The sequence below is a fragment of the Streptomyces sp. NPDC058086 genome (assembly GCF_042885015.1).
Lineage (GTDB): Bacteria > Actinomycetota > Actinomycetes > Streptomycetales > Streptomycetaceae > Streptomyces.
Genome location: NZ_JBHVST010000004.1, coordinates 109,240 through 121,342, shown reverse-complemented (window position 1 = coordinate 121,342; position 12,103 = coordinate 109,240). Strand labels below are relative to the sequence as shown.

The following is a 12,103-nucleotide window of genomic DNA, read 5'->3' as shown; positions in this document are numbered from 1 at the left end:
GGGGCACATCACACTTATGACGTCATGTCAGTTACGGGGGACTCCGTGTCGGAGGGTGCTTCGGGGGCGGGTTCAGGACTCGGTGCCTATCTTCGGCTGCTGCGCTTGCCGGGCGCCGCCCCCCTGGCACTGTGGGGGGTGATCGGCAGGGCCCCGATCGCCATGCGGTCCATCAGCTGCCTGCTGCTTGTCTCGGCGGAGACCGGATCACTGACCGATGCCGGCCTGGTGGCGGCGGCCATGCTGCTCGCCCAGGGCACCGTCAGCCCGGTGCTGGGGCGGACGGCCGACCGTTACAGCCAGCGGAGGGTCCTGCTCACCGCGTGCGCGGCGCACGTCCTGGGGATGACGATGCTGCTCGTCTCCATCGTGCTGGAGGCCCCTCTGCCGGTGATGATCATCGCGGCGGTGGCCACCGGCTGTACCTCGGTGTCGTTCACCTCGTTCATGCGCGCACGCTGGGCGGTGATGGTCGATCAAGGGATGCTGCGCACCGCGTACGCCCTGGAGTCCATGCTGGACGACACGATCTTCCTGCTCGGACCGCTGCTGGTCACGGTGCTGTCCACCGCCGTGCACCCGGCTGCCAGCTTGGTCGCCTGTGCGCTGCTGACGCTGACCGGATCCATCGCCGTGGCGCTGCACCGCCAGTCCGAGCCGACGCCGGAGCCAACGGTCGGCCGCGGCCCCGAGCGCGCCATCAAGGTGCCCGGGGTGCGGGTGCTGATGCTCTGTTACGCCGGTATGGGCTTCCAGTTCGGGGCGGTCGACGTCACGATGATCGCGTTCGCGCGGGAGCAGTCGTCGCCCGGCCTGAGCGGCGTGTTCCTGGCCCTCATCTCGGTCGGCAGCCTGATCGCGGGGGTGGCCTACGGCGCCGTGGACTGGCGGCTTTCGCAAGCCCGGCTGCTGTCGGTGACCACGTGCGTGCTGACGCTCGGCGTCGTCCCCCTGGCCTTCGCCGGATCCTCCCTGATGATGTGCTTCCTCGCCGTCCTGGCGGGCGTGGCCATCTCCCCGGGACTCATCGCGGGCAGCACGCTGCTCGAGTCGGTCTGCCCCAAGGGCGCGCTCTCGGAGGGCTTTTCGTGGCTGACCAGCGCCGGCGCGCTGAGTATCGCCACCGGCACAGCGGTGGGCGGGCGGCTGACTGACGCGTTCGGCTCCGCGGCGGGGGCGTGGGCCGGGGTCGGCGGCGGGTGCGTGGCCCTGGCACTGAGCCTCGTGGGGCAGCCGGTGCTGAGCACCCGTCGGCCGGTCACGGAGGCCACCTCGGAATTGGCGGTGCAGGAACAGTGAGCAGAGAGGGAAGAGTTGTGGGAACAGCGGATCCTGTCCCGACACGGGCAGATCTCGGAGGCCGGCCCGTGCCCCGGCTCTCGTTCGACGAGTTCATGGCCTTCGGCCGTGACGCTCTCATCAGGGCCGACGTTCCGGTGGTGGTCACCCTGCCGGGCGGCACCCGCGGCCTGGGCAGGGAGGGGGTGGCCGAGCGGCTCGGACATCTCGCGGTGACCCTCTTCACCGAGCCGAGCGACAAGCGGAACCCGGAGCGCTGGACGACCAGGGAGATCCGGCTCGCCGAGTTCTTCGCCGACGACCGCTATCAGAACGATGCGAGCACCTGGAACCGCGTCGTGTCGAACATCCGCAACCGGCCGGCCGACGTCAACGCGATCCTCGGCTTCGACGCCGGGAAGCTGTTCGACTACCGGCGCTCGCTCAACGCGGCGAACCTGTGGATCAGCCACCGCGGGGTGTTCACCCAGAGCCACTTCGACGAGCTGGAGAACTTCAACATCGCTCTGGAGGGCCGCAAGCGGTTCGTCCTGGCGCCCCCGGGATCCAGGGAGTACTACCCGCGTTCACTCAAGCGGGGATTCGGCGACAAGTCGCAGGTCTTCGACTTCGACGACGTGGACGCCGCGCGCTACCCGAGGCTCGCCGCCAAGCTGGCCCAGCGCCGGGAACTGATCCTGGAACCCGGCCAGATGCTCTACCTGCCGCTCGGCTGGTGGCACCAGGCCGAATCGCTGGACGAGATGAACATCAACATCAACTTCTGGCTCCGCGACCCGAAGATCCTGCGCAGGCCGTACGTGCTGGGTGTGGCGCTCTACACAGCCATCTTCCGCAAGCTCAGAGGCGTCTACAACTACGAACCGGCTCAGGCGGCGTCATGACCGAGCGCGTCACCATCACACCCACCCACCGCTACCGCAACAACGACAAGCTGATCGGCATCGGCAACGAGTTCTGGGACATGTCGGAGCGCAACGGGCTGGCCGGCATCGTGGCCGATCTGGACGCCGGTGTGCTGCGGGCCGCCCCCGGCCACGAATTCATCGATGCCGGCCACGAGTTCGTCAACTTCAGCTGCTGCTCCTACCTCGACCTCGACTCTCACCCCAAGGTCGTCGAGGGCGGCATCGAGGCGCTGCGTCGCTACGGCGTCCTGGACCACTGCATCGCCCGCAGCAGGGTGCAGATACCCGCGATGCTGGAACTGGAGGACTCGCTCGGCGAGCTGTTCGGCGCCCACGTGGTGTGCTCCATCGCCGCCAGCACGGCGACGTTCGGGCTGCTGCCACTCATCGCCTCCGGCCATCTGGGCAATGGCACCCGCCCGTTGATGATCTTCGACAAGAACGCCCATGTGTCGATGGCGAACCTCAAACCGGTCTGCGCCGATGAGACGGAGGTCGTCACCTGCGGCCACCACGACCTCGACTACATCGAGGACGCCTGCCGCAGGTACGAACGGGTCGCCTACGTCTGTGACGGCAGCGACAGCCTCGGCGGCTACGCGCCGGTGAAGGAACTGGCGGAACTGCAGGACAAGTACGGTCTGCTGGTCTACTACGACGACTCCCACTCCCTGTCGGCGTACGGGGAACGGGGTGTCGGCTACGTCCGCTCGCACAGCCCGGTGCTGGACGAGCGCACCATCGTGGTGGTGACCCTGAACAAGGCGTTCGGCACCAGCGGCGCGGCCATCGTCCTCGACGGCTACGAGAAGGAGACTCTGCGGGTCATCGAGCGCTTCGGCGGCGCCTTGAACTACTCGCAGCTGCTGAACACACCCGCCGTCGGCGCCGGCCTCGCCTCCGCGGAAATCCACCGCACCCCCGAACTGACCGCACTGCAGAACCGGCTCCAGACCAACATCGCACTCTTCGACTCGCTGATCCGCACCGACCAGGCGGGCAGCACCTTTCCCATCCGCCTGGTCCCGATGAGCGACGACACCGTGATCGAGGCCGGCCGCCGGGTCTTCGAGGCCGGCTTCTACGTCTCACCGGTGTTCTTCCCGATCGTCGCCCGCGGGACCGCGGGACTGCGCGTGATGATGCGGACCGGGCAGACCGAGGAGCAGATCCGCCGACTGTGCGCGGTCCTCACCCAGGTGGGCGCCCGAAGCGTGACACCTGAGCCCGGGGAGGTCGCACGATGACCGGCCACGCCCGGGCCATCCCGCGCAGCATCCTCTACACGCCGGCGCTGTCCATGGACCGGGTCGTCAAGGCCTGGTCGTACGACGCCGACGTGCATGTCATCGATCTGGAGGATGCCGTCCCGCAGCCGGAGAAGCAGGTCGCCCGGCAGATGTGCCGCGCGGCGCTGGAGAAGGCGCCGGAGCCCGCGAACATCGGGGTACGCCTCAACCAGCTCGGTACCGCCGAGGCAGTGCACGACCTGTTGCTGCTCATCGAGAGCCCGGTCAGGCCCGGCATCGTGGTGATGACGATGGTCGACTCCGCGGTCGAGGTGGAGCTGCTGCGCGCCACCCTCGCCTCGGTCGGCGCCCACCCCGAGATCTACGTGACCTTGGAGACCCCGGCCGCCGTCGCCGCCGTCGACGCGATCGCGGCAGCCGCCGACGGACTGATCCTCGGCTCCGCGGACCTCGCCGCCACCCTGGGCGTCGAGATCACCTGGGCCGGACTCCTCGCCGCGCGACAGGCGATGGCCATGGCCTGCGCCCGGCACGGCAAGGCCTGCGTGGACACCGCCAACTTCCGGCTGGCCGAACCGGAGGCGCTGGCCGAGGAGATCGGCCGAGTACGCGAACTGGGCTTCCACGGCAAGGTGACCGTGCACCCGAGTGAACTCGACGCGATCAACCTGGCTCTGCGGCCCGACCCGGACGAACTGCGCCAGGCCCGGCGCGTCACCGCGGCCGTCCGGTCCGCGAACGGCGGAATCGCGGTCCTGGACGGCAACATGGTCGGCCCGCCGTTCGCCCGGATGGCCCGGACGACCGTCACCCTCGGGGAAGCCTGGGCCGCGCGATTCGCGTCGGGTCCGGCGGGAGCGGAGGCGCGGCGATGACCGTCACGGAGGCCCTCACCACCGTGCGGCCGCACGCGGTCCCGCCGCTCGCAGTGGCCGTCATCGGCACCGGCGCCATAGGCCAGGACCTGGTCTCCAAGATCAGCCGTTCGGACCCGCTGGATTGCGCCCTGGTGGCCGGGCGCAATCCGGAGTCCGCGGGCCTGCGGCACGCGGCTCTGCTCGACTGCCGGACCACCGCGGACGGCATCGACGCGATCCTCGCCGCGCCCCGCCCGTTCGACGTGGTGTTCGACGCCACCAATGCGATGGCGCACGCCGAGCACTGGCGGCTGCTGCAACCGCTCGGCACGCTCCTGATCGACCTGACCCCCAGCAGGACCGGGCAGATGGTGGTGCCCACCGTCACGGGCGTCCAGCCGCCCTCCGGGGGCAACGTGAGCCTGATCAGCTGCGGAGGGCAGGCGTCGGTCCCGGTCGCGCACGCCCTCGCCGACCGGTTCGACGTGACGTACCTTGAGGTCGTCTCCACCGTGGCAAGCAGCATCGCCGGCCGGGCCACCCGGCTCAACCTCGACGAATACGTCGCGACCACCCAGCACGCCCTCACCGCGTTCACCGGCGTGCGCCGCAACAAGGCGATCCTCAACATCAGTCCGGCCGTGCCGCCCGCGCACTTCCGCACCACCGTCCACGCGGTGCTGCCGGAGGCCGACCCACAGGCGGTGCGGGCCGCCGTCGGCGAGGCGTCCGGGCGGGTGCAGGAGTTCGCGCCCGGCTACCGGGTCCTCGCCTGCGACGTGCGCGGCGATCTGGTCACCGTATCCCTGGAAGTCACCGCCGACAGCGACGTACTGCCCGCCTATGCGGGGAACCTGGACATCATCGACTCGGCCGCGGTCCTGGTCGCCGAACAGTATGCGGCCCGGCTCGCCTCGGCCTCCCGGAAGGGGGCGGGCCGGTGAGGTCCGTGGTGATTCACGACCCCACGCTGCGCGACGGCCAGCACGCCGTGCGCCACCAGCTCACGGCGGCAGCACTGCGCGGCTATGCGGAGGCGGCCGACGCCGCCGGCATCCCGGTCGTGGAGGTGGGCCACGGCAACGGCCTGGGCGCCTCCTCCCTCCAGGTCGGCCGGGCCGCCGTCAGCGACGACCTGATGTTGTCGACCGTGCGGGAAGCCCTGCGTCACAGCCGGATGGCCGCGTTCATGCTGCCCGGCTGGGGCACCTCCGACGACCTGCGCAAGGCCATCAGGCACGGCACGGACGTCATCCGCATCGGTGTGCACTGCACGGAGACCTCTCTCGCCGAGCGCCACTTGGACCTGCTGCGCGAGCAGGGCACCGAGGCCCAATGCGTGCTGATGATGAGTCACATGGCCACCACCGCCGAACTTGCCGAGCATGCCGCACACGCCGTCGGGTACGGGGCCGAGGCAGTGGGCATCATGGACTCCGCGGGCCACTTTCTGCCCCAGGACGTCACCGCACGGATCGGCGCGATCCGTGCGGCCGTCGACGTCCCGGTGATCTTTCACGGGCACAACAACCTCGGCATGGCCGTCGCGAACTCCGTCGCGGCCGCCCAGGCCGGCGCCGGGATCATCGACGGCTGCGCGCGCGGCTTCGGCGCCGGAGCGGGCAACACCCAGCTGGAGGTTCTGGTGCCGGTGCTGGAGCGGACCGGCTTCGTCACCGGCATCGACCTGTACGGGTTGCTGGACGCCGCCGAGTTCGCCGAGCGGGAGCTGATGCCCGCGCCGCCGGTCACCGGCTCGCTGAGTATCGTCAGCGGTCTGGCCGGGGTGTTCTCCGGGTTCAAGCACGAGGTGCTGCAACAGTCGCAGCGGGCCGGAGTCGATCCGCGAGACGTCTTCTTCGAACTCGGCAGATGCCAGGCCATCGCCGGGCAGGAGGACCTGATCCCGGATGCGGTGGCCGCACTGAGGGCCGGGGAGAGAGCCGTATGACCGGGCCGGTGACCATCGGTCCCGAGGACATGGCGGGTACGGAACGGCTGCTGCGGGTGGTCGACGCGCTGGCCGAGGCCCTCGCGGACCTGTCGGCCGGACGCGTGTCGTCCCCGCCGCGTACGGTCGTCCCGCACGGCGAACGACGGGAGCTGCTGACCGCCACCTCGGTCTGGGAGCGGCACGGCGTGGGCAGCGTCAAGATCACCACTCTCACCCCGGGCAACCCCGACCGTGGGCTGCCGCTGATCCACGGCGTCGTCGTGCTCACCGACCTGGACACCGGCCGGGTCACCGCCCTGCTGGAGGGCGCCGAGCTCACCGCCGTCCGCACCGGCGCGACAGCCGCGCTGGCCACCCGCCTGTGCGCCCCGGCGGACGCCGCCGACCTGGCCGTGATCGGCGCCGGTGTACAGGCACGCGCCCTGGTGCGGGCGGTGCTCGCGGTGCGTCCCGTTCGGACGGTCCGGGTGTTCTCGCGTACCGGGGAGCGGACCGAGCGGTTCGCACAGTGGATCCGCGACACCACCGACGACCGGATCCGGGTCTTCGTGTGCGACACGGCCGAGGAGGCCGTCTCCGACGCGGCGGTCATCTGCACCGCGACCTCCACGGGCGGCCGGGAGCCGCTGGTGAAGGCCGGATGGGTGTCGCCCGGCGCGCACCTCAATGTGATCGGCGGAACCCACGAGGAAGCCCTTGAGGTCGACCCGGCGCTGCTGGAGGACGCGTTCGTCGTCGTGGAGGAGCGGGCCGCCGCCCGGGCCGAGGCGGGGGAGGTCCGAGCCGCTCTGGCCGACGGGTTGATCGACGTCCACGCGCTGCACGAACTGGGGGAGTTGGTCGAGGGGACGGCGGGCGTGGACGGCAGGACCTCGGTGTTCCGCAGCGTGGGCATGGCCATCGAGGACACGGCAGCCGCGGCTGCCCTGTTCGCGGCCGCGGGCGCCGGGCCATGAGGTCAGTCGGCCTCGCGGCAGCGCACCATGAAAGACCGTTCGAAGACGATGACGGTTTCCCCGGTGGACTTGGTTCCGGTCGTCTCGACCGTGATGATCCCCTGCCCCTGCCGCGACCTGGACAACCGCTTGCTCAGGATCCGGCTCGTCGCGTACAAGGTGTCTCCCACGTACACCGGGTCCTTCAGGCGGACCCGGTCCCAGCCGAGGTTGGCCACGGCACGTGCGGACAGCGCCTGTACGGTCATCCCGCCGACCAGACACAGGGTGATCCCGCTGTTGACCAGCACCCGCCCGTACTCCGCGCTTTCCCCGTAGGCCCTGTCGAAATGCAGGGGGTGCTGATTCATCGTCAACAGCGTCAGCCAGGTGTTGTCGGTCTCGGTAAGGGTCCGTCCCGGCCAGTGCCGGATCACCATGCCCGGCTCGAAGTCCTCGTAGTCCCCGCCGTGCTCTTCGACGTACTCGTTGTCCTGGACGCGGCGAAGGGTCATGCGGCGTTCTCCCTTGTGCGATCGCTCTGCCGGGCGGCGCGGGCGTCGCCGGGATGGCGGCACCGCGGAGGCAGCACCGCCCCCGCGCACACATTAGCGATGTCCCTCAGGACTGGCAGAACGGGAGAAAGTTGATGAGCGTGCTCCAGGAGACAGGCCCCCAAGCGGCGACAGGACACCCGTGGTTCGGCCGGTCCCGACTGCTGCCGGCCGCCCCGGCGCAGACGATCCGGGAGATGCTGCGCACCGAGATGCGGGACATGGGGTATCCCTACCAGTCGTTCTTGCCCGCGGCTCCGATCACGTTGCCAAGTAAGTCCTACGCCGAGTTGTTCCGCGTCAGCGCGGCCCTGCTCGACCTGGTGCGCCGCACCGCCCTGGAGAGCGCGCCCACCACGGAGGGGAGATTGGCGGCCTATCGCATGCCGCCGAGCGAGCACCAGCTCTTCGTGGCTGATCAGTTCACCGAAGAGCGGTACGCGGACTGTGTGACCCGGCCGGACATCGTGATCGGACCGAACGGACCGAAATTCCTTGAGTTCAACGTCAGCGGGGCGCTCGGTGGCCCGGTGGAGACGCATTGCCGCCTCGAGGTCTGGCGCAGGCTCTACACCGACGCCCAGGGCCGAGTGCCGTTCAGCTATGAGGACGCGTTCGCCGTCCGTACGGAGATGTTTCGGGGCCTGTGCCGGGAACTGGGGGTGGCGCCCCGGGTGGCTCTCCTCGGCAGCTCTCGTGACCAAGGAGGATTTACACGGTACTTCGAGATGCAGACCGACTATTTCAACAGTCAGGGGTTGATTGCACGCTTCTTCGAGCCTGAGGACTTGCATGAGGCCTGGGACTGCCCGCCGCACCTGCGTTACGCGCTGGGACTGAGGGACTTCACCATCCCCGACTGGGTCGAACTCGGCATCGATACCGCCCCGGTCCAGGCCGCCCTGGACAATGGGTGCCTGCTGGTGGGCACCCAGACCTCCACCTTCCTGTCCAGCAAGCTGACTCTGGGCATGCTGTCGGAGGGCCGACCATGGATGAGCGCGAGCGAGCGCTCTCTGGTCGACACATACCTGCCGTGGACTCGGGTGCTCTCCGATCGGTGGACGACCCGAGGCGGCCGGAAGGTCGACCTCGTGCGATACGCCGTGGACAACCGGGAGTCGCTGGTGCTCAAGGAGAGCATCGGGATGAGCGGCAAACAGGTCGTCATCGGCCGGGAGACGGGTCAAGCCGAATGGGAGGCAGCGGTGACAAAGGCCGCTGAGAAGGGTGCCAGCGTGGTGCAGGAGTTCGTGGAGCCGCGCACGTGTCGGCTGGCGGTGGTTGCCGACGGCGTGGACGAGCCTTACGACGTCGACGTCGCCCCGGTGTTCGGACCGGTGTTGTTTGCCGGCCGCCCGGCGGGCTTGTTCTCCCGTTTCTCCGCCGACAACACGACGGGCATCGTCAGTGTCAACGGGAACAACAGTTCCTACGACTGCGTGGTCGTCATCTGACTTGACTCTGTCGGGGATCTTGGAGTTTCCCGGTGCGCCAGCATGATCGGCGGGCATGCTCGGGGCTGTTTCGAAGACCGATGCAGTTGTCGAGGTGTCAGTTGTCGCTCCGTCCCCGCTCCGGTGAGCAAGTCCCGTCTTTGACCGCACAGATCGCGCGGGCGAGCAACCCGGGCGGTACACGGCGATGTGGGTGAGGGACCGGCTGGACGGGCTGTGGTGCGACGAGGACTTTGCGGACTGGTACCCGCGCGACGGACGCCCCGGTATCTCGCCCGTCCAATTGGCCACTGTCTGTGTGCTGCGGTTCCTGCTCGGCCTGTCGGACCGTCAGGCAGCGGAAGCGGTCCGCTGCCGCATCGATTTCAAGTACGCCCTGGCCATGGAGCTGGACGGTCCTGGTTTCCACCACAGCGTGCTGGCCGACTTCCGCGAGCGCCTCGCCCAGGACGACCGCGCCGACCGTCTTCTCGATCTGGCGGTCGCGCGCCTGAAGGAGGCCGGACTCGTGCGCGAGCGCACCACGCGGCGCACCGATTTCACCCATGTCCTGGCCGCGGTGCGCGACCTGACCCGGCTGGAACTGGTCACCGAGGCCGTCCGTGCCACGTTGGAAGAAGTGGCCCGCACCGCTTCGCACCCAGGCCCGACCGGAGGCCTCTGGGCGTGAGGGAACCCGCCCCCGCATCCCCGGACCACGGACACGATCCGTCGACGCCGGATGCGGAACGAGCGCGGGGGACCAGTGTGCCCAACACCGTCCGGGGCACGCGGCTGAGCACGGGTCCTGGCAACAGGACTCACTACCACTCAGTCTTTAAGAACGGTTGGTTCCCGAGGCGACGACGGCTCGTAGGGCGTCGGCCATGCCGAGTTCGGCGGTGGCGTAGTCGATGAAGCGACGTGTCCAGGCGCGTAGGGCCTCGCGGGGCGGCATGGTCGCCAGGAGCCCGGGGACGGCCTCGTACAGCCGGGCCACCTCGTTGCGGTACGCGGCCTAGATCAGGGACTCCCGGGTCGGGAAGTTTCCGGCCTGCCGATTGCCGACATCGACGCCGCTGTGGTGCCGTAGGGGTGGCGATCACACACCTCCGGCGAAATGCGGGGCGCGTACACGTGATCCGAGTCACGTCAGGTTCCCGTCAGTGAAGTGGCCCGAAGCCGTCAGTCTGCTCCGATCTCATAGGCCCCAGAGCCCCTCTGAGACCCCGCTCCCCGTTCCGAGGGAGCCCCCCACCGAGGAGTGACATGGCTGAGACACTGACTGGCTCCGCGAGCGACGCGGCCGAAGAGTTCCCCGAGTTCGTACCGCCCAGGGCGGCCGACTGTCCGTTCGCGCCGCCGCCGGCCCTTGCGGAGATCCGCGAGCAGAAGCCGATCAGCAAGGTGCGGATCTGGGACGGCAGTACGCCCTGGCTCGTCACCCGCCACGAGGACCTGCGGGCCGTCCTCGGCGACCCCCGCGTCAGCGTCGACGACAAGCGGCCCGGCTTTCCGTTCCCGAAGAAGGCCATGGCGGAGAACGCGCATCACCACCCCGACACGCTTTTCAACACGGACGCCCCCGTCCACACCCGGCTCCGCCGGATGCTGACCTCCTCCTTCACCGCCAAGCGGATGGCGGCCCTGCGCCCCGCCATCCAGAAGGTCACCGACGAGCACATCGACGCGATGCTGGCCGGACCGAAGCCGGCCGACCTGGTCCAGGTACTGGGTCTGCCCATTCCGACGCTGATGATCTGCGAACTGCTCGGAGTCCCTTACGAGGACCACGAGTTCTTCCAGCACCACGCCACCGTCGCGGTCAGTCAGACGTCATCGGCCGAGCAGGACCGCGAGTCGAGCGTCGCGCTCGGCGAGTACCTGGCCCGGCAGATCCATGCCAAGACGGAGAACCCCGCCGAAGACGCGCTGTCCGACCTGGCGGCCCTGGTCAAGGCCGGTGAACTGACCATGGGTGAGGCGTCCCTCATGGCCGTCATCCTGCTCATCGCCGGGCACGAGACCAGCGCGAACATGATCGCGCTCGGCACCCTCGCGCTGCTGGAGCACCCGGAGCAGCTCGCCCTGCTGCGTGAGACGGACGATCCGAAGGTCGTGGCCGGAGCGGTCGAGGAACTGCTGCGCTATCTGACCATCGCCCACACCGGCCAGCGCCGGATCGCCCTGGAGGACATCGAGATCGGCGGCGAGGTCATCCGCGCCGGGGACGGAATCATCGTCTCCCTTCCCGCCGCCAACTGGGACCCGGAGGCCTTCCCGGAGCCCGACCGACTCGACCTGCTCCGCGACGCCCGCCAGCACAACGCGTTCGCCTTCGGAGTCCACCAGTGCCTGGGCCAGCAGCTCGCCCGCGTAGAGCTCCAGGTCGTCTACGGCACGCTCTACCGGCGTGTCCCCACGCTGCGACTGGCCACCACGCTGGAGGAGATCGACTTCAAGGAAGACGCGATGGCGTACGGCGTCGCCGCGCTGCCGGTCACCTGGTAGCCCGTAGCCCTTCGACACCAGCAGGGCATACGCAGGGACATACGCGGGAACGTACGAAGGGGTATACGAAGGGACGAGGGCCCCTGATCATGCCGAGCGCGTGCGCCGAGGACGTCCGTGTCCATGGCCCGGGGGCCGTCGCCGTGCCGCTGGATGAACCGTTCCACGTTCTGGATCTCGTCGCGGACATGCGGCAACCCTGGTGGTGTCATGCACTGTTCCGGCTGCGCTATGATTGATCTTGAGCAGCCCGCCGGAAGACTTCGGCGGTAGGCCTCGCGTTGGTGGTCCAAGGAAAGACGTCCCGCTTCCTGCGGGGAGATGCAGGTGCAAGGCCTGCCCGGCGCTCCACAGCCCCGCCTCCTGTACTCCGGAGGCGGGGCTTGTTTCATTTCGCCC

Annotated in this window: 12 protein-coding genes, 1 tRNA gene and 1 pseudogene; 12 read left to right on the top strand and 2 right to left on the bottom strand. The window is 69.2% G+C overall.

The window, feature by feature from the left end; genetic code table 11:
* Positions 1-24 precede the first annotated feature (24 nt).
* From ACFVWD_RS04705 to ACFVWD_RS04675, 7 genes are all read left to right on the top strand, one after another.
* Entirely contained in the window at positions 25-1,299 is a 1,275-nt protein-coding gene (locus ACFVWD_RS04705) for an MFS transporter (RefSeq protein WP_389593948.1), read from the top strand.
* A gap of 95 nt (positions 1,300-1,394) precedes the next feature.
* Entirely contained in the window at positions 1,395-2,183 is a 789-nt protein-coding gene (locus tag ACFVWD_RS04700; protein ID WP_389594046.1) for a cupin-like domain-containing protein, read from the top strand.
* Entirely contained in the window at positions 2,180-3,454 is a 1,275-nt protein-coding gene (locus ACFVWD_RS04695; protein WP_389593947.1) for an aminotransferase class I/II-fold pyridoxal phosphate-dependent enzyme, read from the top strand. The genes ACFVWD_RS04700 and ACFVWD_RS04695 overlap by 4 nt, the downstream gene beginning before the upstream one ends.
* Entirely contained in the window at positions 3,451-4,332 is an 882-nt protein-coding gene (locus ACFVWD_RS04690) for an HpcH/HpaI aldolase/citrate lyase family protein (protein ID WP_389593946.1), read from the top strand. The genes ACFVWD_RS04695 and ACFVWD_RS04690 overlap by 4 nt, the downstream gene beginning before the upstream one ends.
* Positions 4,329-5,258 carry an acetaldehyde dehydrogenase (acetylating) gene (locus tag ACFVWD_RS04685; protein ID WP_389593945.1) on the top strand — a complete coding sequence of 310 codons (930 nt, stop codon included), beginning with the start codon at positions 4,329-4,331 and terminating at the stop codon, positions 5,256-5,258. The genes ACFVWD_RS04690 and ACFVWD_RS04685 overlap by 4 nt, the downstream gene beginning before the upstream one ends.
* A complete protein-coding gene (gene dmpG / locus ACFVWD_RS04680; protein ID WP_389593944.1) occupies positions 5,255-6,265 on the top strand; it encodes a 4-hydroxy-2-oxovalerate aldolase in 1,011 nt (336 codons plus the stop codon). Before ACFVWD_RS04685 ends, dmpG begins: the two co-directional genes overlap by 4 nt.
* Positions 6,262-7,224, top strand: a complete 963-nt coding sequence (locus ACFVWD_RS04675; protein WP_389593943.1) for an ornithine cyclodeaminase family protein — start codon at positions 6,262-6,264, stop codon at positions 7,222-7,224. The genes dmpG and ACFVWD_RS04675 overlap by 4 nt, the downstream gene beginning before the upstream one ends.
* A 2-nt stretch (positions 7,225-7,226) precedes the next feature.
* On the opposite strand, the gene ACFVWD_RS04670 is transcribed toward ACFVWD_RS04675, so the two are convergent.
* Positions 7,227-7,718, bottom strand: coding sequence for a MaoC family dehydratase (locus tag ACFVWD_RS04670; protein WP_389593942.1), 492 nt, complete (start codon positions 7,716-7,718; stop codon positions 7,227-7,229).
* Positions 7,719-7,852: 134 nt separating this feature from the next.
* Here ACFVWD_RS04670 and ACFVWD_RS04665 point away from each other — a divergent pair, with 134 nt between their 5' ends.
* The 3 genes and pseudogenes from ACFVWD_RS04665 to ACFVWD_RS04655 form a co-directional block, all read left to right on the top strand.
* Complete coding sequence (locus ACFVWD_RS04665) at positions 7,853-9,214, top strand: hypothetical protein (RefSeq protein WP_389593941.1); 1,362 nt, start codon at positions 7,853-7,855, stop codon at positions 9,212-9,214.
* A gap of 187 nt (positions 9,215-9,401) precedes the next feature.
* The gene (locus ACFVWD_RS04660) at positions 9,402-9,884 is read left to right on the top strand and encodes a transposase (RefSeq protein WP_389593940.1); all 483 of its coding nucleotides are present in this window, start codon (positions 9,402-9,404) and stop codon (positions 9,882-9,884) included.
* A pseudogene (locus tag ACFVWD_RS04655) lies at positions 9,856-10,035 on the top strand (IS200/IS605 family accessory protein TnpB-related protein); the annotation flags it as partial. The gene ACFVWD_RS04660 and the pseudogene ACFVWD_RS04655, both read left to right, overlap by 29 nt.
* On the opposite strand, the gene ACFVWD_RS04650 reads toward ACFVWD_RS04655, so the two are convergent.
* The gene (locus ACFVWD_RS04650; protein WP_389593939.1) at positions 10,032-10,193 is read right to left on the bottom strand and encodes a hypothetical protein; all 162 of its coding nucleotides are present in this window, start codon (positions 10,191-10,193) and stop codon (positions 10,032-10,034) included. The pseudogene ACFVWD_RS04655 and the gene ACFVWD_RS04650 overlap by 4 nt on opposite strands.
* A 269-nt stretch (positions 10,194-10,462) precedes the next feature.
* Here ACFVWD_RS04650 and ACFVWD_RS04645 point away from each other — a divergent pair, with 269 nt between their 5' ends.
* Entirely contained in the window at positions 10,463-11,704 is a 1,242-nt protein-coding gene (locus tag ACFVWD_RS04645; RefSeq protein ID WP_389593938.1) for a cytochrome P450, read from the top strand.
* Between the two features lie 278 nt (positions 11,705-11,982).
* A tRNA-Arg gene (locus ACFVWD_RS04640) sits at positions 11,983-12,055 on the top strand.
* The last annotated feature ends 48 nt before the right edge of the window (positions 12,056-12,103 follow it).